At 58.8% G+C, this 18195-nt stretch carries 21 protein-coding genes; 19 read left to right on the top strand and 2 right to left on the bottom strand.

The annotated features are described in order from the left end of the window. Nucleotides 1-2 precede the first annotated feature (2 nt). From fghA to rpoS, 7 genes are all read left to right on the top strand, one after another. Nucleotides 3-854 (top strand): S-formylglutathione hydrolase, encoded by an 852-nt coding sequence (gene fghA, locus ACI514_RS19560; RefSeq protein ID WP_174244494.1) that lies wholly within the window; start codon nt 3-5, stop codon nt 852-854. Nucleotides 855-898: 44 nt separating this feature from the next. Next, a complete protein-coding gene (ispF, locus tag ACI514_RS19555; protein WP_034149878.1) occupies nt 899-1372 on the top strand; it encodes a 2-C-methyl-D-erythritol 2,4-cyclodiphosphate synthase in 474 nt (157 codons plus the stop codon). Beyond that, complete coding sequence (gene truD, locus ACI514_RS19550) at nt 1369-2427, top strand: tRNA pseudouridine(13) synthase TruD (protein ID WP_160056237.1); 1059 nt, start codon at nt 1369-1371, stop codon at nt 2425-2427. Before ispF ends, truD begins: the two co-directional genes overlap by 4 nt. Next, nucleotides 2415-3164 carry a 5'/3'-nucleotidase SurE gene (gene surE / locus ACI514_RS19545; protein WP_007908831.1) on the top strand — a complete coding sequence of 250 codons (750 nt, stop codon included), beginning with the start codon at nt 2415-2417 and terminating at the stop codon, nt 3162-3164. Before truD ends, surE begins: the two co-directional genes overlap by 13 nt. A 41-nt stretch (nt 3165-3205) precedes the next feature. After that, nucleotides 3206-3841, top strand: a complete 636-nt coding sequence (locus ACI514_RS19540) for a protein-L-isoaspartate(D-aspartate) O-methyltransferase (protein WP_171057346.1) — start codon at nt 3206-3208, stop codon at nt 3839-3841. 212 nt (nt 3842-4053) lie between these two features. Continuing rightward, entirely contained in the window at nt 4054-4935 is an 882-nt protein-coding gene (locus tag ACI514_RS19535; RefSeq protein ID WP_160056239.1) for a peptidoglycan DD-metalloendopeptidase family protein, read from the top strand. Nucleotides 4936-5041: 106 nt separating this feature from the next. Next, entirely contained in the window at nt 5042-6052 is a 1011-nt protein-coding gene (rpoS, locus tag ACI514_RS19530) for an RNA polymerase sigma factor RpoS (RefSeq protein WP_016985073.1), read from the top strand. A 527-nt stretch (nt 6053-6579) separates the two neighbouring features. Here rpoS and fdxA read toward each other — a convergent pair. Further along, entirely contained in the window at nt 6580-6903 is a 324-nt protein-coding gene (gene fdxA / locus ACI514_RS19525) for a ferredoxin FdxA (protein WP_008077096.1), read from the bottom strand. A 163-nt stretch (nt 6904-7066) separates the two neighbouring features. Then, nucleotides 7067-9649: a DNA mismatch repair protein MutS gene (gene mutS, locus ACI514_RS19520; RefSeq protein ID WP_405122229.1), complete on the bottom strand. Its 2583-nt coding sequence runs from the start codon at nt 9647-9649 to the stop codon at nt 7067-7069. A 211-nt stretch (nt 9650-9860) separates the two neighbouring features. On the opposite strand from mutS, the gene ACI514_RS19515 reads away from it, so the two are divergent. The 12 genes from ACI514_RS19515 (at nt 9861) to ACI514_RS19460 (ending at nt 18194) form a co-directional block, all read left to right on the top strand. Continuing rightward, nucleotides 9861-10595: an XRE family transcriptional regulator gene (locus ACI514_RS19515; RefSeq protein WP_007908821.1), complete on the top strand. Its 735-nt coding sequence runs from the start codon at nt 9861-9863 to the stop codon at nt 10593-10595. A gap of 517 nt (nt 10596-11112) precedes the next feature. Further along, complete coding sequence (locus tag ACI514_RS19510; RefSeq protein WP_160056243.1) at nt 11113-11517, top strand: tail fiber assembly protein; 405 nt, start codon at nt 11113-11115, stop codon at nt 11515-11517. 50 nt (nt 11518-11567) lie between these two features. Further along, a complete protein-coding gene (locus tag ACI514_RS19505) occupies nt 11568-11990 on the top strand; it encodes a tail fiber assembly protein (protein ID WP_405122228.1) in 423 nt (140 codons plus the stop codon). A gap of 140 nt (nt 11991-12130) precedes the next feature. Continuing rightward, complete coding sequence (locus ACI514_RS19500) at nt 12131-12469, top strand: phage holin family protein (protein WP_160056247.1); 339 nt, start codon at nt 12131-12133, stop codon at nt 12467-12469. A gap of 71 nt (nt 12470-12540) precedes the next feature. Further along, the gene (locus tag ACI514_RS19495) at nt 12541-13062 is read left to right on the top strand and encodes a hypothetical protein (protein WP_160056249.1); all 522 of its coding nucleotides are present in this window, start codon (nt 12541-12543) and stop codon (nt 13060-13062) included. Nucleotides 13063-13065: 3 nt separating this feature from the next. Then, entirely contained in the window at nt 13066-13674 is a 609-nt protein-coding gene (locus tag ACI514_RS19490) for a phage baseplate assembly protein V (protein ID WP_160056251.1), read from the top strand. Between the two features lie 14 nt (nt 13675-13688). Continuing rightward, complete coding sequence (locus tag ACI514_RS19485; RefSeq protein ID WP_160056253.1) at nt 13689-14021, top strand: phage baseplate protein; 333 nt, start codon at nt 13689-13691, stop codon at nt 14019-14021. After that, nucleotides 14018-15013 (top strand): baseplate J/gp47 family protein, encoded by a 996-nt coding sequence (locus ACI514_RS19480; protein ID WP_160056255.1) that lies wholly within the window; start codon nt 14018-14020, stop codon nt 15011-15013. The genes ACI514_RS19485 and ACI514_RS19480 overlap by 4 nt, the downstream gene beginning before the upstream one ends. After that, nucleotides 15010-15645: a phage tail protein I gene (locus tag ACI514_RS19475; RefSeq protein ID WP_160056257.1), complete on the top strand. Its 636-nt coding sequence runs from the start codon at nt 15010-15012 to the stop codon at nt 15643-15645. Before ACI514_RS19480 ends, ACI514_RS19475 begins: the two co-directional genes overlap by 4 nt. After that, nucleotides 15646-17262, top strand: coding sequence for a phage tail protein (locus ACI514_RS19470; RefSeq protein WP_405122227.1), 1617 nt, complete (start codon nt 15646-15648; stop codon nt 17260-17262). It abuts the gene before it with no gap. A gap of 9 nt (nt 17263-17271) precedes the next feature. Further along, the gene (locus ACI514_RS19465; RefSeq protein ID WP_405122226.1) at nt 17272-17850 is read left to right on the top strand and encodes a hypothetical protein; all 579 of its coding nucleotides are present in this window, start codon (nt 17272-17274) and stop codon (nt 17848-17850) included. 158 nt (nt 17851-18008) lie between these two features. Further along, nucleotides 18009-18194, top strand: coding sequence for a hypothetical protein (locus ACI514_RS19460; protein WP_007908808.1), 186 nt, complete (start codon nt 18009-18011; stop codon nt 18192-18194). The last annotated feature ends 1 nt before the right edge of the window (nt 18195 follow it).

Here is an 18195-nt window from a genome sequence, read left to right as displayed (position 1 = left end):
GAATCCCCATGAGTCTGGAAAACATCTCCTGTCAGAAAAGTTTCGGCGGTTGGCACAAGCGTTATCGCCATCGCTCCGACGTGCTCGGTTGCGACATGGTGTTCGCCGTCTACCTGCCACCGCAAGCGGAGCAGGGCAGCAAGCTGCCGGTGTTGTACTGGTTGTCGGGCCTGACCTGCACCGATGAGAACTTCATGCAGAAGGCCGGCGCGATGCGCATGGCTGCCGAACTGGGTTTGATCATCGTTGCGCCGGACACCAGTCCGCGCGGTCCTGATGTGCCGGGCGATCCGGATGGCGCGTGGGATTTCGGCCTCGGCGCCGGGTTCTATCTGAATGCCACGCAGGAACCTTGGTCGCGCCACTATCGGATGCATGACTATGTCGTGCAGGAATTGCCTTCGCTGGTTGAAGCGCATTTCCCAGCTTCTGATAAACGCAGCATCAGCGGCCACTCGATGGGCGGCCACGGAGCGTTGGTCTGCGCATTGCGAAATCCAGGGCGCTATCAATCGGTGTCGGCGTTCTCGCCGATCAACAACCCGATGGATTGCCCATGGGGTCAAAAAGCGTTCTCGCGTTACCTGGGCGAAGATCGTTCGAAGTGGAAAGAGTGGGATGCCTGTGCGCTGATCGCCGAAGTGGACGAAAAACTGCCGCTGCTGGTCGATCAAGGCGATCGCGACGACTTCCTCGCCACTCAGCTCAAACCTGAAGCCTTGCAACAAGCGGCAAAACAAGCGGGCCATCCGCTGACATTGCGCCTGCAACCGGGCTACGACCACAGCTATTTCTTCATCTCAAGCTTCATAGACGACCACTTGCAGCATCACGCACGCGCCCTGCGCGGTTAATGCAGGTAGAATCACGCCCTGACAAAAATCGGGGCGTTTTTTTTATGCGTATTGGCCACGGCTATGATGTGCACCGTTTCGCTGAAGGCGATTTCATCACTCTGGGCGGCGTGCGCATTGCACACAGCTTCGGGCTGCTCGCTCATTCCGACGGTGACGTCCTGCTGCACGCCTTGAGCGATGCCTTGCTCGGCGCTGCGGCGCTGGGTGATATCGGCAAACACTTCCCGGACACCGACCCGCAATTCAAGGGCGCCGACAGCCGTGCGCTGCTGCGGCATGTGGTCGCACTGATCCACGCCAAAGGCTGGAAAGTCGGCAACGTCGACAACACCATCGTTGCCCAGGCGCCGAAAATGGCCCCGCATATCGAATCGATGCGCGCGCTGATCGCGGCGGATCTTCAAGTTGAGTTGGATCAAGTGAACGTGAAAGCTACCACCACCGAAAAGCTTGGCTTTGTCGGTCGCGAAGAAGGCATTGCCGTGCACTCCGTTGCCTTGTTGCTGCGCGCATGAATGAACTGCAATTGCTCGGCCCACGGGCCTATGGCGAACCCCTCGGCAGTGCGGTACTGAAAGCCATCGCTGAAGATTTTCAGGTCGATGAAGTCCTCGATATCCCGTTTAGCGGCGACGGTGAACACCTGTGGATCTGGGTCGAGAAACGCGGCCTCAACACTGAAGAAGCCGCACGGCGTATCGCCAAGGCCGCCGGCGTGCCATTGCGCACCGTCAGCTATGCCGGCCTCAAGGATCGTCAGGCGCTGACCCGCCAATGGTTCAGCGTGCAATTGCCGGGCAAGGCCGATCCGGACCTGTCGGCGGCGGAAAACGACACGCTGAAAATCCTCAAGACCACTCGCCACAAGCGCAAGCTGCAACGCGGCGCGCATTCGGCCAATGGTTTCACCTTGCGCCTGACTCAGTTCACTGGCGACAGAGACGCGATTGAACAGCGTCTGCAACTGATCGCCAAGCAAGGCATCCCCAATTATTTCGGCGCCCAGCGTTTCGGCCATGACGGCGGCAACGTCGTTGATGCGCGTGCGTGGGCGGCGCGCAAAGCCTTGCCGGAGCAGCGCAATGTGCGTTCGCGCCTGCTCTCTACCGCGCGCAGCTTCCTGTTCAACAAAGTACTGGCGGCGCGTGTTGCCGATGGTACTTGGCAAAAAGCTCAGGTCGGCGATTTGCTGGCGTTCACCGACAGCCGTAGTTTTTTTCCGGCCGGTGAAGCTGAATGCAGCGACCCGCGTCTGGCGATTCTCGATCTGCACCCGACCGGTCCGCAGTGGGGCGAAGGTGACTCGCCGACCGCGGGCGTTGTCCATGATCTGGAGCAGGCGATTGCCGCCGATGAAGCAGAGCTGCGCGATTGGTTGATTAACGCCGGTATGAGTCACGAACGTCGCATCCTGCGGCTGCCCATTGGCGGGTTGACGTGGCATTATCCCCAGCCTGACATTCTGCAACTGGAATTCGTCCTCCCGGCCGGATGCTTCGCTACCGTATTGGTGCGCGAACTCGTTGATCTGGTGCCGGTGGGGCAGACGGACAGCCCATGCGTATTCTGATTTCTAACGACGATGGGGTAACCGCACCCGGTCTTGCCGCGCTTTATGCTGCGCTGGCGGATTACACCGAGTGCGTGGTTATCGCCCCGGAGCAGGACAAAAGCGGCGCCAGCAGTTCGCTGACGCTCGACCGTCCGCTGCACCCGCAATATCTGGCCAACGGCTTTATCAGCCTTAATGGCACACCGACCGACTGCGTGCACCTGGGCCTTAATGGCTTGCTGGAGCGCGAGGCGGACATGGTGGTCTCCGGGATCAACCTCGGCGCCAACCTGGGTGATGACGTGTTGTATTCCGGCACCGTCGCGGCAGCGCTCGAAGGGCGCTTCCTCGAGCGTCCGTCATTTGCCTTTTCGCTGGTCTCGCGGCAGGTGGATAATCTGCCGACGGCGGCGTACTTTGCGCGCAAACTGGTCGAGGCCCATGCCGGGCTCGATCTGCCGCCGCGCACGGTACTCAACGTGAACATTCCCAATCTGCCCATCGATCACATTCGTGGTATCCAGCTGACTCGACTCGGTCATCGCGCCCGCGCGGCGGCGCCGATGAAAGTGGTCGATCCGCGTGGCAAGGCCGGTTACTGGATTGCCGCTGCCGGCGATGCCGAAGATGGCGGTCCGGGTACGGACTTTCATGCGGTGATGCAGGGCTACGTTTCCATCACGCCGTTGCAGCTCGATCGCACCTTCAATGACGCCTTCAGAAGTCTCGACGGCTGGCTGGAGGGACTGCGCTGATGGCCCGTGAACACGAAGACAGGCTGCGCAGCGGCATCGGCATGACCTCGCAGCGTACCCGTGAGCGTCTGATCCAGCGCCTGTACGAAGAAGGCGTGTCCAACGCCAAGGTACTGGAAGTGATTCGGCGTACGCCGCGTCATCTGTTCGTCGATGAAGCGCTGGCACATCGCGCTTACGAGGACACGGCGCTGCCGATCGGCAATAACCAGACCATTTCCCAGCCTTATATGGTGGCGCGCATGAGCGAGCTGCTGCTGGAGGCGGGGCCGCTGGATAAAGTGCTGGAGATCGGCACTGGTTCCGGTTACCAGACCGCCGTGTTGTCGCAACTGGTTGAGCGAGTGTTCTCGGTCGAGCGCATCAAGGTGCTGCAAGATCGTGCCAAGGAACGTTTGGTCGAACTGAACCTGCGCAACGTGGTGTTCCGTTGGGGCGATGGCTGGGAAGGCTGGCCGGCGCTGGCGCCGTATAACGGCATCATCGTCACCGCCGTGGCCACGGATGTACCGCAAGCCTTGCTCGATCAATTGGCTCCGGGCGGGCGTATGGTGATTCCGGTGGGCTCGGGAGAAGTGCAGCAATTGTTGCTGATCGTGCGTGAGGAAAACGGCTTTTCGCGGCATGTTCTGGGGGCTGTTCGTTTCGTTCCGTTGCTCAATGGGCCGCTGGCCTGAGCATTTGTTTACGCGCGCTGAATTCCTTTCGTTCGCCTGTGTCTTACTCCGGCAGCGATGGTTTAAACGCAGCAGACTGTCCACTTGCAAACGTGTGCGCGACGCGATTTCGCTTCATTAAAGGTAAAGCCGATTCGGCCCGTTATACTTGCGACACCTGATGCCGGCATCCGGCATTTCACATTTTTCAGCCACCACAAAGGGAGCGGCGGGTGAGTCTCACAGTCATTGCGCAGCGTATGGGTAACACGAGCTTTCAGCGCCTGGTGACTGGCCTTGTCTTGAGCACCTTGCTGGTCGGTTGCTCCAGCACCAAATCGAGCAATGTCCGGGTGGTCGATCGCAACAGCGCGGTGGCCCAGCGTCCTACGGTGACGACCGGGCAGTATGTAGTCCGTCCCGGAGATACGATGTTTTCGATCGCATTTCGCTACGGCTGGGACTACAAAGCCCTCGCTGCCCGGAACAATATTCCTACGCCGTATACGATCCATCCGGGTCAGACAATTCGCTTCGATGGCCGTACCGGTTCAACGCCGACGGCGGTGGTGAGCAACAGCAGTTCTTCGCCTTCTTCGTCGAGCAAAACCACGGTAATCCGGCGTCAGGCAAATGGCACGACGACCACCACAACCACGGGTTCTGCTGGCAGTTCTGCGGGCGTTGCACCGTCCGTCGCCAACAAGCAGGCACCTGCTCCACTGCCTCCTGCAGGCCCGGCCCCGACCGGCTGGGGATGGCCATCTAATGGCATTCTGATTGGAAAATTCTCTTCAAACGGTAGTTTGAATAAAGGAATTGATATCGCCGGAGATTTGGGACAGCCTGTTTTAGCTGCGTCTGATGGGACGGTGGTATACGCCGGGAGTGGCTTAAGGGGCTACGGCGAATTAGTCATCATCAAACACAGCGAAACCTACGTCAGTGCCTACGGCCATAACCGCAGGCTGTTGGTTCGGGAGGGACAGCAGGTCAAGGTCGGACAGACAATTGCCGAAATGGGGTCAACGGGTACAGACCGGGTGAAACTGCATTTTGAGATTCGCCGCCAAGGTAAACCTGTGGATCCGTTGCAGTTCCTGCCAAGACGTTGATTTGTAAGCCAGCCTGTTCCGTCGCGTAGAGGGGACAGGCTCCAGCGCTGCCAAGGATAAAGGCGTCGCTTGAGCTTGGGGTCGAACTCACCAAAGGACTATAACAATGGCTCTCAGTAAAGAAGTGCCGGAGTTTGACATCGACGATGAGGTTCTCCTTATGGAGGCCGGCATCGATTCGGAATCTTCGATGTCGAATGATGAAGGGGCTGCTCCACCTTCCGTTCGTTCCAAATCCAAACACTCCGCTTCACTTAAACAACATAAGTACATCGATTACACGCGTGCACTTGATGCCACGCAGTTGTATCTCAACGAAATCGGTTTTTCCCCATTGCTCTCCCCGGAGGAAGAAGTTCATTTTGCGCGCTTGTCGCAAAGTGGCGATCCGGCCGGGCGCAAGCGCATGATTGAAAGTAACCTGCGGCTGGTGGTAAAAATCGCCCGGCGTTACGTCAATCGGGGGCTGTCGCTGCTGGATCTGATCGAAGAGGGCAACCTCGGGCTGATCCGGGCGGTGGAAAAGTTCGATCCCGAGCGCGGCTTCCGCTTCTCGACCTACGCGACCTGGTGGATTCGTCAGACCATCGAGCGCGCGATCATGAATCAGACCCGGACCATTCGGTTGCCGATCCATGTGGTCAAGGAGCTCAACGTGTACCTGCGGGCTGCACGGGAGCTGACGCAAAAACTCGACCACGAACCTTCACCCGAAGAAATCGCCAACCTGCTGGAAAAACCGGTGGGGGAGGTCAAGCGCATGCTGGGCCTGAACGAGCGGGTTTCTTCGGTCGACGTCTCGCTGGGTCCGGATTCGGATAAAACCCTGCTGGACACCCTCACCGATGATCGCCCGACTGATCCTTGTGAACTGCTGCAGGATGACGACCTGTCGCAGAGCATCGATCAATGGCTGTCGGAGCTGACCGACAAGCAGCGCGAAGTGGTTGTACGCCGCTTCGGCCTGCGCGGTCATGAGAGCAGTACGCTGGAAGATGTAGGCCTGGAGATCGGCCTGACCCGGGAACGGGTACGGCAGATCCAGGTGGAGGGCCTCAAGCGCCTTCGTGAAATCCTCGAGAAGAATGGCCTGTCGAGCGAGTCGCTGTTTCAGTAAGCGCCTCACACGTCCGCCCGCAAAAAGCCCCGACTGGTTCGGGGCTTTTTGTTGGCCTGGATTTGTTGGCTATCTCTTGCATCCCTGTTAACTGCCGGACGTACGGTCGGCAATTCCATCGTTTGTAGTCTCGCGCTGTAAGCCTTGGCTTACTCTTTCGTAAGTGTTCACTATTTTTACAAGACGGCAGACGTCGATTAGCTTCGGTGTTCTTATTTAACTTATTGATTTATATATTTATTTTTTAATGTGAAGTGCTTATTACAGCGCTTCTGCGGTCTCCGTGCCGATTGCTCTGGCCGGGGAATTCTCTAGTATCTGGGTTGTGTCGACGGACAGACACGCCCTTCAAGGAAGAGGGGAATGGACATCGCAGGACGCGATTCATCAGGACGATGAAAAGGAATACAGGGAATAGGGAAAAAATGTGGGCGGGTCATACCGCCCCTTTTTTTTGCCCGCAGAAAAGCAAAATGCGGAAAGCAAAAAGGCCCGCAAGGGGCCTTTTCATTCGAGCGCGTGGCAGATCAGCGTTCGAGGTCTTTGATCTTGCCTTTGACGCCATCCCACTCTTCGGCATCCGGCAGCGATTCTTTCTTCTCGGTGATGTTCGGCCAGATTTCAGCCAGATCAACGTTCAGTTGAATGAACTCCTGCATCTCTTCCGGAACTTCGTCCTCGGAGAAGATAGCTACAGCCGGGCATTCCGGTTCGCACAGGGCGCAGTCGATGCACTCATCCGGGTGAATCACCAGGAAGTTCGGGCCTTCGTAAAAGCAGTCCACCGGACAGACTTCTACGCAGTCGGTGTACTTGCACTTGATGCAGTTGTCGGTGACGACGAAGGTCATTTCTAATTTTCTCCTCAGGCGGCGGCAGCGTTGCCCCTTCACGGTTGGGGTCGCCAGGTTCGGGAGCGATATCTGCTGGCCAGGCTATTAGCCAGCAGCATCCCAAACCGCGCGAGATTCTAACAGCTTGAAGCCGTTTGCGTTATATCCGCTTCTTCAGTGCTTATATCCGGTTCTTCAGTGCATAGAGCATTTCGAGCGCACGACGCGGGGTCAGGTCATCCAGATCCAGTTTAGCCAGCTCATCAAGCACGGGGTGCGGCAGGCTGGCGAACATGTCGCTTTGTTGTGGCGTCGCCGGTTTGCCCTTGGCGGCGGGTTTCGGCGCTTCATGCGGCAAAGCGGTTTCTTCCAGTCGGCTCAGGTGCTCGCGGGCACGCACGATCACTTCGCTCGGCACACCGGCCAGTTGCGCTACTGCCAGACCGTAACTCTGACTGGCAGGGCCGGGCAGCACGTGGTGCAGGAACACGATGCGTTCGTTGTGCTCGGTGGCGTTGAGGTGGACGTTGGCCACCAGTGGCTCAGCTTCCGGCAACACGGTCAGTTCGAAGTAGTGCGTAGCGAACAGCGTATAGGCGCGCAAATGAGCCAGGCGCTCGGCTGCAGCCCAGGCCAGCGACAGGCCGTCAAAAGTGCTGGTGCCGCGACCGACTTCGTCCATCAGCACCAGGCTGCGCTCGGTGGCGTTGTGCAGGATGTTGGCGGTTTCGCTCATTTCGACCATGAAGGTCGAACGGCCACCCGCGAGGTCATCGCTGGAGCCGATACGGGTGAAGATGCGGTCGACCAGCGACAGTTCGCAACTGGCTGCCGGTACGAAGCTGCCGATATGCGCCAGCAGCACGATCAGTGCGGTTTGGCGCATGTAGGTGGATTTACCGCCCATGTTCGGGCCGGTGATCACCAGCATGCGCGTGTTGTCATCGAGGCTCAGGTCGTTGGCCACGAACGGCGTGGTCAGCACTTGCTCGACCACCGGGTGACGACCCTGGGAGATGCGCATGCACGGCTCGCTGACGAAGCGCGGGCAGTTCAGGTCGAGGTTCAGCGCACGCTCGGCAAGGTTGCTCAACACGTCGAGTTCGGCCAGCGCACCGGCGGTGTCCTGCAGCGGTGGCAACTGGCTGATCAGGTCCTCCAGCAGCGCTTCGTACAGCATCTTCTCGCGGGCGAGGGCGCGGCTCTTGGCCGACAGCGCCTTGTCTTCGAATTCTTTCAGCTCAGGCGTTATGAAGCGTTCGGCACCTTTCAGCGTCTGGCGACGGATGTAATCCGCCGGGGCGGATTCGGCCTGCTTGCTCGGCAGTTCGATGAAGTAGCCGTGAATGCGGTTGTAGCCGACTTTCAGATGGCTCAGGCCGGTGCGGGCTTTCTCGCGGGCTTCGAGATCGATGAGGAACTGACCGGCGTTTTCGCTCAGCGATTGCAGTTCATCGAGTTCGCTGTCGTAACCGGTTTTCAACACGCCGCCGTCACGGATTACCGCCGGCGGGTTATCGATGATGGCTTTCTCCAGCAGCGCCGCCAGTTCCGGGTAAGTGCTGGTGGTGGTCGCCAGACCTTGCAGGTGCGGCGCTTCCAGATCGGTCATCGCCACTTGCAGTTCAGGCAGTGCGCCAAGGGCGTCGCGCAGCCGGGCAAGGTCACGAGGACGCGCGTTGCGCAGGCCGATTCGCGCGAGAATTCGCTCGATGTCGCCGATTTCCTTGAGCTGTGGTTGCAGCTTTTCGAAACGGTAGCGATCAAGCAGGCAAGTGATCGAGGTCTGGCGCGCCAGCAATACCGTCAGATCGCGCAACGGGCGATTCAACCAACGGGTCAGCAAGCGGCTGCCCATGGCGGTCTGGCAGCGATCGACCACCGATTGCAGGGTATTGTCGCGGCCACCGGCGAGGTTGGTGTCGAGTTCAAGATTGCGGCGGCTCGCACCGTCCAGCACCACGGTGTCATCCAGGCGTTCGTGGCGCAGGCTGCGCAGATGGGGCAGGGCGGTGCGCTGGGTTTCCTTGGCGTAGGCCAACAGGCAACCGGCAGCGCCGATGGCCAGGGTCAGGTTCTCGCAGCCAAAGCCCTTCAGGTCTTGGGTGGAGAACTGCTGGCAAAGGCTTTTCAGTGCTGAGTCACGCTCGAAATCCCACGGCGCACGACGACTGACGCCACGGCGTTTTTCCGCTGGCAGGTCCCTCGGCCAGTCATCCGGGATCAGCAACTCAACCGGATTGATCCGCTCCAGTTCCGCGAGCAGGTTCTCCCAGCCTTTGATTTCCGACACGCTGAAACTGCCGCTGGTGATGTCCAGCACGGCCAGACCGAACAGGCGCTCGTCACCCAGCAGGGCGGCAATCAGGTTGTCGCGGCGCTCATCGAGCAGCGCCTCATCACTGACCGTCCCAGGGGTGAGGATGCGCACTACCTGACGTTCCACCGGGCCTTTGCTGGTTGCCGGGTCGCCGACCTGCTCGCAGATCACCACCGACTCGCCAAGCTTCACCAGCTTCGCCAGATAGCCTTCAGCCGCGTGGTAAGGAATGCCACACATCGGAATCGCCTGCCCCGCCGACTGCCCGCGCGCGGTCAGCGTGATGTCGAGCAACTTGGCCGCCTTCTTCGCGTCTTCGTAGAAGATCTCGTAGAAGTCGCCCATGCGGTAGAACATCAGCTGATCCGGGTGCTGATTCTTCAGGCGCCAGTACTGCTGCATCATCGGAGTGTGGGAGGACAGGTCGGAGACGGCTTTATTCATCGGATTGTCAGGCAACTCGTTAAAAGATGTAGGGCAAAAGCGGGGGCATCAGCCAGGCTTTCGCGCGATGGGCGCAAGGTTACCATGGGCGGTCTGCCGGACGCAGGCATCGCAGCCGGGTGACGGTTTTCTTCACCGAAAGGTGTATTTATGCACGATTTATGCAAATCAGCATTTGTCTTCATTAAAAACTTCAAGCACTATGCGCGTTATGCAAAAACGCAACGTAGCCTCCGTCTTAAGAGCACTGCTCGACCAGCACGGGATCTCCCCCACGGAGCTCCACCGTCGCACCGGCGTGCCTCAATCCACTCTCTCGCGGATCCTCAGCGGGAAGATCGTCGATCCCTCGGATAAACACATCTCGAAGATCGCCGAGTACTTCGCCGTGAGCACCGATCAATTGCGCGGGCGCGCAGATGTCGCGCCGTCGGCCGGAGCCGCGCGTGATGACGTACACGCGGAACTCAAGGACATAATGCTGTGGGACGACGATACGCCGGTCGATGATGACGAAGTATCGGTGCCGTTCCTTCGCGAGGTTGAATTGGCAGCAGGATCAGGAAGATTCGTCATCGAAGAGAGCGAGCGCTCTAGCCTGCGCTTCGGCAAGCGTAGCCTGCGCCATAACGGCGTGCAGTTCGATCAGGCCAAATGCGTGACAGTGCGCGGCAACAGTATGCTACCGGTGTTGCGTGATGGCGCCACCGTTGGTGTGAATGCGGGCAAGTGCGGGATCGGCGACATCATTGATGGCGACCTGTACGCGATCAATCACAACGGCCAGTTGCGCGTGAAGCAACTCTATCGCCTGCCGACCGGCATTCGTCTGCGCAGCTTCAATCGCGATGAGCATCCGGACGAAGACTACAGCTTCCAGGAAATCCAGGAAGAGCAGATCGTCATCCTCGGTCACGTCTTCTGGTGGGGCATGTACGCCCGCTAACCACACCGACTTCAGATAAGCCCGCCAATCGGCGGGTTTTTTTTCGCCTTGATGAAACCGCCAAACCCTTGAGTTGCGGGGCTCCCATGCATCTGTGCATTTCAAATGCATAAATAAATGCATTTGCGCATTGACTGGATATGCATACATGCATATCCTTGCCACCAAGCCGCTCGACAAAGCGGCTGGCAAGAAAGCTCTTTAGTTCCACAAGAACAGGCAGCGATGAACCGGCCTCAACGGTTCAGAGGGTTGGCAACTGACCCGGGTGTGCAGCGTAAAGCACCAGAAGCAGTTATCCGGCGGGCAGGGACCGCGGTCGGAAAAACAATTTGAATGGACTCGTACCGCGCCAGTAGCGCCGAACAGTCAACTTCCTTCTTGGACACAGGATTTGAAGGAAGGCGAAGGAGCGCATTACTGAAAAGCCCGGTGCATCGCCGCCGGGCTTTTTGGAATGCCTACCGGAAGTTTTCACGCCACTCACCTGAAATGACCACACATTGAGGAATACCCGATGAATCTCTACGCATTGGTTGAATACAACAAAGTTGTCCAATTGAAGGAAAGCGAAGTCCGTCCTGATGCACCTGCTTCGCCAACGTCGGTATGGGTCGATGTAACCGGTAGTACAGACATGCGCGTGGGTTGGGGGGCGACGTTCAATGGCATCTGGTTATTCTCGCCGCCCACGGATGAAGACTTGCGTAACGAAGCGGAACAACAGAAATGGCAACTGCTGAATACGGGCGCCAACTGGCTGCTGCTCAACTCGCTTCAGTTCAAAGTTGATCTCGGTATCGCCACAACGCAAGACCAGGCTCGATTGCTGACTCACAAGCAGTATTGCATTGACGTCAGCGACATCGATAAGCAGCCGGGTTATCCGGCAAACATCGTCTGGCCGGTAGCGCCGTACTGACAAACACACCAAGCCATTTCGCTCAAGAATTAGCCAAAAAGGAAATTTGAATGAATCGTTATGCACTCACAATTACGGCCATGGGTTACACCGTGGTTCTACAAGTAGTGGACATTGATGGCGAGGCGCCAGCCGTACCGGTAGGTGAACCAAGTGCTTCATGGCGCGATGTCACCGGTAACGAAACCGTTCAAGCGGGAATGAAACTGGTGTGGGGGCCTTCTGGAAATGAATTTGTTGAAACGACGGTTCCGGAGCAGCAGTTGTTTACGAGCGGTCGCATAGAACTCCGGTTGGACGACGCAACACGCTGGCTGAAATTCAACCCTTTGCAATACAAGTTGGACCTCGGTATCGCCACTGCGGCTGATGAAGCCACATTGGTAGCCTACAAGCAGTACTTCATCGCTGTCGGCGAAGTGAAAAACCAGAACACATTTCCAATCATCAACTGGCCGGCCGCGCCCTTCTGATCGCCATTTTCAAAACCTGTCTGCGGGAGCGCATTACTGAAAAGCCCGGGCCACAGCGCCGGGCTTTTTGGAATGCCTGCCTGAGAGAAACCGATTGAACCCAACACATACCCTTCATCCATCACACCAGGAGGCGTGACATGACAAACGAGCAACAAGCGTTGGCGGACATGCCGATCTGGCTGGTCATCCTTCTTGCCGTCGTCGGCGGGGTGTCCGGCGAAATGTGGCGCGCCGACAAGGAGGGCGCACGTGGCTGGCCGCTGCTGCGCCGTCTGGCCCTGCGCTCCGGCGCCTGCATGATCTGCGGCGTGTCGGCGATCATGTTGCTGTATGCCGCCGGCATGTCGATCTGGGCGGCTGGCGCGTTCGGTTGCCTGACAGCGATGGCTGGCGCCGACGTCGCCATCGGGTTGTACGAACGCTGGGCCGCCAAGCGCATCGGCGTCTGCGACGTCCCGCCGCGCGACCAACCTTAACCCTGACTGTTTGTCCATGCCGCCCTTTGGGCGGCAGGACTGCGCGTGGACGATCGAAAAGGAGGTCATGTATGCCCACACCGATCCAGCAGCCGTCGCAACTGTTCACAGCCATCGCGACGACGCTGCGCAACACTGCCGGACTCAACCTCAACGTCGGCAATCACGATGATTTCACTGCGCCGGGCGATCAGGCCTGGGTGTTGATCGACTTCGACCGGAATGGGACTGGAGTGCGCGCCGCTGACGGACGAATTGCGCATGCCATGACGTTGTCCCTGCAAGTCATTCCGGCCCTTTCTGCCAGCGCATTTGCAGCATGCGATCTGACCGCTGTGCTGAAAAACCTGATCACCGACAACGGCTGGAACTTGCCCGGTGATCAATGCGATCTGCCAGTGAATATCGATGGCTTGCCGTCATTACTCATTCGCGCCGATCAGCAATACAAAGCCTGGACGCTGACGTTCAGCCAGACTCTTTACCTCGGCCCGACCTTGCTCGACGATCCGCTGGGCATCCCGAAATTCGCCCGCACCTGGGAAGTCAGCAACATCGACGACCCCGACCAATACACCACGCTGGAGGCCTGACCGATGTTCGACGCATTACTGCGTATGCAGCTGGGTCCGATCATCGAACGCCTGGCCGAAATGGAAGCGGAAATCGACGACCTGCACCGCCGTGCTGAAAGCTTCTGCCGCATCGGCATTTGCCAGAGCGTCGACGCTGCGAGCAACACCTGTCAGGTCAGTCACGGTGGTTTGCTGACGCCGGCCATCAAGTTTTTCAACCCCAGCGCCGGCGCACAAAGCGAGTCGCGGATTCCAACAGTGGGTGAACAGTGTCTGTTGTTCAACTACGGCAGCGGCGAAAGCGGCGCGCAATCTGTGGCGCTGTTCGGTCTGAACAGTGATCGTTTTCCACCCACCGCCACCGTACCGACGCTGACCCGCCGAGTGCATGTCGATGGCAGCGAAAGCGGTTACGACGACGCCTCGCACACTCTGCACTGGCAAAACGGCCCGGCAGCCTTCAGCGGTTCGCGCGAATCGCTGGAGCTGAGCATCGGCCCGGCCCGGTTAGCGATGACACCACAACTGATCACCCTGCAACTCGGTGCAGTCGGCCTGACCATTGACGCTTCGGGCGTGCACTTCAGCGGCCCATTGGTCGATCACCAGGGCCGCGTCATCAGCCCCTGATTCAAGAGCCTCCCATGATCGGAATCGATAGAGACAGCGGGGCCACGGTCGACGACTGGCTGCAGTTTGTGCAGCGCGCGACCCGGGCCCTGACTACGCCGCTGGGCACCCGGCAAAAAAGGCCCCTGTATGGCTCGTTGATCCCCACGCTGCTGGGGCAGAACCTCGGTGACGACGTTCTGCTTCTAGCCCAGAGCTACGCGGCGCAAGCCTTCTACAACAAGCAAAACGGCATTGACGATTTTCAGCCGCAAGTGATCGTCGCCAGTCGTCAGGGTGCCGGCCTGTTGTTGCGGTTCGCCGGTACCTGGAAAAACCGTCAACAAACCTTCGAGGTCGTGACATGAGCATGTTGATCCCCGGCCAGAACCAATTGGCCGAACCCGCGCTGATCACCGTTGAAGCCTTCGAAGACCTGCTCGCCGAATTCAAGGCTTTTGTCATTGAATACGTCGGCGCGCGCTCGCCGGACAGTGCCGCGAAACTCACGACCAGCCTGGACAACGAAAGCGAACTGCTGACCTTGGCGCTTGAAGCTTTCTGTGTGCGGCTGCAAACCCACGAGCGCAAATACAACGCTCGCATCAAACAGATGCTGGCGTGGTGGGCGACTGGCAGCAACCTTGATGCGCGGCTGGCGGACATGGGCCTTGAGCGGCAGTTGCTTGATCCCGGCGACCCCGCAGCATTTCCGCCGGTGCCAGCGATCTACGAAAGTGACGACGACGCCCGCCTGCGTTATTACCTGGCGCCACACGCCCCGGCGGCGGGCTCGCGGATGCAGTATCGCCGCGAAGTTTTCACCCTTGGCGAGCGTCCCACGGTGCAGGTCGAATCCACCGAGGCAGGTGTGGTGAACGTCACTTACACCTTCGACCCGGACGGTCTCGCTGCGCAGGTCAAGGATGGCAATGCTCGGCGTACCGCGCCGGGCGAGGTGCAGGTCACAGTGCTGTCCCGCGACGACGATGGCACGCCTTCCCAGGCATTGCTTGACGGCGTTCGTCAGCACTTCGCACGGCCTGATGTACGACCGGAAACCGACCTTGTCATGGTCAAGGCAGCCGATATTCAGCGCTACAAGATTCGCGTGGTCGCCAAGATCAATTCCGGCCCCGATTCGGGCCTGACCAAAGTCGCCGCGCAACAACAATTGCAGGCTTACGCTGACAGTTGCCATCGTCTCGAAGGTCGGGTTGATCCGAGCTGGATCGACTACACGCTGCACAGTGCCGGCGCCGTGCAATTGCAGATTCTCGAACCGCTGGCGCCGATCGTGACTACGGCGTTTCAAGCGCCGTATTGCACGGCGGTCGAGGTTGAGGTGCTGACGCTATGAGTGAGAAAACTCAGCGTCCGACGCTGCTGCCGGCCAACAGCTCGGCACTCGAACGAGGCCTGGATCTGGGCTTTGGCGCACTGCTTGATCGCATCGCGCCGCCGTTCCCCGAACTGATGAACCCGAGCGAAACACCGGTCGCATTCTTGCCTTATCTGGCAGCGGATCGCGGTGTCGCCGAATGGAGCACCGCCGCACCGGAAGCGGAAAAACGCCTGACCGTTGAACTGGCCTGGCCTACCGCGCGTCAGGCCGGCACTCGCAAGGCGCTGGAAAACGCCGCCAAGGGTTTGCAATTGCGCCCGGAAATCCGCGCCTGGTACGAACAGACGCCGCCCGGTGCGCCTTACAGCTTTTCCGTACGAGCCTTCAGCGACCAACCCTACAGCGAAGAAATCGACGCCCGTCTCGACCGACGTCTGGCCGATGCCAAGAGCGAACGGGATGTGCTGACGGTCTCGGTTGGCTTGAGCGCTTTCGGCAATCACGTCATCGGCGCCGCGACGTTCTGTGGCGAGCTGACCACGGTTTATCCAGTGTTCATCGAAGGGCTCGAAACCTCGGGAGAGGCGTTCATGGCTGCCGGCATGTACACCGTCGAAACATCCACAATTTATCCTCAGGGGGCCTGAATGGCTGACTATTACACCCTGCTTACCAACGCAGGGATTGCCTACGAAACAGCGTGCAAGGCTGCGGGCACGCCGATCAAGCTGACACAGATTTCCGTCGGCGATGGCGGCGGCTCGGTCTACAATCCGGCCGCGACCGCCACCGCGCTGAAACGCGAAGTCTGGCGCGGGCCGCTCAATGCGCTGTTCCAGGACGAGAAGAACCCGAGCTGGCTGCTCGCCGAAGTGACCATTCCGCCGGATGTTGGCGGCTGGTATGTGCGGGAAGCGGGGCTGTGGACTGATACCGGGATTCTCTACGCCATCGTCAAATATCCGGAGTCGTTCAAGCCGGTGCTGGCGACGTCGGGTTCGGGTAAAGAGTTTTATATCCGCTCGATTTTCGAGACCAGCAATGCGTCCTTGGTGACGTTGTTGATTGATGACACCGTTGTTAAGGCCACGCGTGCCTGGGTCATGAGTTATCTCGCCGAAGAACTCGGCAAGCTGGATGGTAAGCAGTCGGTGCGTGTTGCGGCATCCACCAACATCGTGTTGAACGGTGCGCAGCAAATTGACGGCGTCGCAGTGATTGCTGGCGACCGCGTGCTTGTTGCGAACCAGACGCTGGCCAAGGACAACGGCCTGTGGATCGTCGGCAATGGCGACTGGGTGAGGGCAACGGATGCCAATAGCAGCGCCAAGGTCACACCGGGGCTGACAGTGATGGTGGAGGAGGGCACGGCGAGCGGTGATTCGCTGTGGCACCTCACCACCAATGCGCCGATTACCCTCGGCACGACTGCGCTGACGTTCAAGATGCTGGCCGGTCGCACCGGGATTGCTGCCGGGACTTACAAGAGTTTGACGGTTGATGAATATGGTCGGGCGACTGCCGGCGCCAACCCCAATACGTTGGCCGGGTTCGGGATCACTGATGCCCTTGGAATCAACGCAACGGCAGTCGCGTCTCGAAAGCTTGAAACACCTCGGAGTATTTCCGTCTCCGGCGCGGCGAGCGGTAGCGCGTCATTTGATGGATCGGCAAATGCCAACATATCCATAGCGTTTGCCGACTCAGGCGCTGCTGCCGGTACTTACACAAAGGTTACCGTTAACACTAAAGGTTTGGTGACAGGGGGATCAGCACTTTCCGCGACAGACATCCCGTTCCTTGACTGGTCGAAAATCGGCTCCGGCAAGCCGGCTACTCTCGCGGGTTACGGGATAACCGATGCCTACACCACAGCGGGTACCCAGGGCGTCGTCAATCAGGCCATTGCCGACTTCTCGACAACTAAAAACCTGGCCGCTCCGGCCTTTCTGAACGGGTTCTACGACGCGAACACTTCGCGCTATTGGACGGCTAACGGCAACTTGTATGTCTCAATCGACTTTGCCCGTGGAACCGCGATTGGTGGTCAATCAACTCTTTTGTGTGTTTTACCGCCCGGAGCGAGGCCTCGATTCAGATGTTGTGGTACCGGGGATTGGGTTACGTCGTCACCTTTGGCGTTTGGTTACCTCTCCTGGTCACTTGAAACCAACGGGAACCTCAGCATCGACCTGTCAGTGGGGGCGTCGGCTGGAGCTAGCGCCTACCAAGCTCAAATTCACCTCTGCACTCAACTAGCGTGAAGGCAAGCCATGTATTACATCTTGGATTCAAAAGGCGGATTTCTCTACTCCGACGCCAGTAATAAAAATTACTCTGACTGGACGCTCATTCCACTTCCCCAGCCTTGCTGGAACCCACGATTTACCGGAGCACGAGACAAGGAAACTGGGGAATGGACTGGCATGTGGGTGCAGGACGGAGAGCCAGTGCCGACCGCCGACGAGATTTGTTTGCGGATAGACACCTATGCTGACGAAATTCGGCGGCTCGTTGCCGGCGACCCATTGCGTGCTGTTGAGTATGAACGTGCTACTGCTGAGGCTCAGCAGTTCAAGGATGATGGCTATCCGGGTGATGCAGTGCCGCGTACGGTTGCTGCTTGGGCGATCACGGGTCGAACGCCACGTGAAGCCGCCGACAGTATGCTGGCTGAGGCCAGCCAATATGTGCAGGTGTTAAACCTTATCCGCGAGAATCGCCTGCAGGCGAAGGAGCAGATCAAACAGAAGATCGCAACGGGGTCCACTATGGAGGCTAAGCAAATTGCTGATGAAGCAATCATTGCGATTCAAGCAGCGGCGGCCGACGTTAGACCCGCAATAGGTTAACCATGAACTCCTGGTGGTCTATTCACGGGCCTCCCTAGATACCGCAGCGCTCCAATAAATGCCCTGAATCCGGGGTGTTTTTTTCCAAACCCAAACGCACTCAACACCCGCCAAGCCCCTCCCCAAGAGGGGCTTTCCCGTTTATGGAGAAACGAAAAATGGCAACCCGCCAAACCTACACCGTGCTCGTCCCATTCCCCACCGGCGGTGGGCACTGGTCGAGCATCGGTCAAGACCTTGATCTGCTCGACGTCGAGGCCAGTGCCTTGCACTTCGCCGGTCGACTGGAACTGAAAACCCCAACCACCCAGGCCAAAAAGGCCGCTGCCAAGAAGGCTGACTGAC

Origin of the sequence: Pseudomonas sp. M20, assembly GCF_045037865.1 — a bacterium.
Taxonomy (GTDB): Bacteria; Pseudomonadota; Gammaproteobacteria; order Pseudomonadales; family Pseudomonadaceae; genus Aquipseudomonas.
The sequence above is the reverse complement of the archived record's forward strand: the minus strand, read 5'-3'. Positions and strand labels throughout refer to the sequence as shown.

What these genes read in the sequence shown, in the direction of transcription:
- mutS (WP_405122229.1), bottom strand. Translation starts at nt 9,649, where the DNA reads ATGAATAAAGCCGTCTCCGACCTGTCCTCCCACACTCCGATGATGCAG.
- surE (WP_007908831.1), top strand. Translation starts at nt 2,415, where the DNA reads ATGCGTATTCTGATTTCTAACGACGATGGGGTAACCGCACCCGGTCTT.
- ACI514_RS19515 (WP_007908821.1), top strand. Translation starts at nt 9,861, where the DNA reads ATGCAAAAACGCAACGTAGCCTCCGTCTTAAGAGCACTGCTCGACCAG.
- fdxA (WP_008077096.1), bottom strand. Translation starts at nt 6,903, where the DNA reads ATGACCTTCGTCGTCACCGACAACTGCATCAAGTGCAAGTACACCGAC.
- ACI514_RS19485 (WP_160056253.1), top strand. Translation starts at nt 13,689, where the DNA reads ATGATCGGAATCGATAGAGACAGCGGGGCCACGGTCGACGACTGGCTG.
- ACI514_RS19480 (WP_160056255.1), top strand. Translation starts at nt 14,018, where the DNA reads ATGAGCATGTTGATCCCCGGCCAGAACCAATTGGCCGAACCCGCGCTG.
- ispF (WP_034149878.1), top strand. Translation starts at nt 899, where the DNA reads ATGCGTATTGGCCACGGCTATGATGTGCACCGTTTCGCTGAAGGCGAT.
- ACI514_RS19495 (WP_160056249.1), top strand. Translation starts at nt 12,541, where the DNA reads ATGCCCACACCGATCCAGCAGCCGTCGCAACTGTTCACAGCCATCGCG.
- rpoS (WP_016985073.1), top strand. Translation starts at nt 5,042, where the DNA reads ATGGCTCTCAGTAAAGAAGTGCCGGAGTTTGACATCGACGATGAGGTT.
- ACI514_RS19510 (WP_160056243.1), top strand. Translation starts at nt 11,113, where the DNA reads ATGAATCTCTACGCATTGGTTGAATACAACAAAGTTGTCCAATTGAAG.
- ACI514_RS19470 (WP_405122227.1), top strand. Translation starts at nt 15,646, where the DNA reads ATGGCTGACTATTACACCCTGCTTACCAACGCAGGGATTGCCTACGAA.
- ACI514_RS19465 (WP_405122226.1), top strand. Translation starts at nt 17,272, where the DNA reads ATGTATTACATCTTGGATTCAAAAGGCGGATTTCTCTACTCCGACGCC.
- ACI514_RS19475 (WP_160056257.1), top strand. Translation starts at nt 15,010, where the DNA reads ATGAGTGAGAAAACTCAGCGTCCGACGCTGCTGCCGGCCAACAGCTCG.
- ACI514_RS19540 (WP_171057346.1), top strand. Translation starts at nt 3,206, where the DNA reads ATGACCTCGCAGCGTACCCGTGAGCGTCTGATCCAGCGCCTGTACGAA.
- ACI514_RS19505 (WP_405122228.1), top strand. Translation starts at nt 11,568, where the DNA reads ATGAATCGTTATGCACTCACAATTACGGCCATGGGTTACACCGTGGTT.
- truD (WP_160056237.1), top strand. Translation starts at nt 1,369, where the DNA reads ATGAATGAACTGCAATTGCTCGGCCCACGGGCCTATGGCGAACCCCTC.
- ACI514_RS19500 (WP_160056247.1), top strand. Translation starts at nt 12,131, where the DNA reads ATGACAAACGAGCAACAAGCGTTGGCGGACATGCCGATCTGGCTGGTC.
- ACI514_RS19460 (WP_007908808.1), top strand. Translation starts at nt 18,009, where the DNA reads ATGGCAACCCGCCAAACCTACACCGTGCTCGTCCCATTCCCCACCGGC.
- ACI514_RS19490 (WP_160056251.1), top strand. Translation starts at nt 13,066, where the DNA reads ATGTTCGACGCATTACTGCGTATGCAGCTGGGTCCGATCATCGAACGC.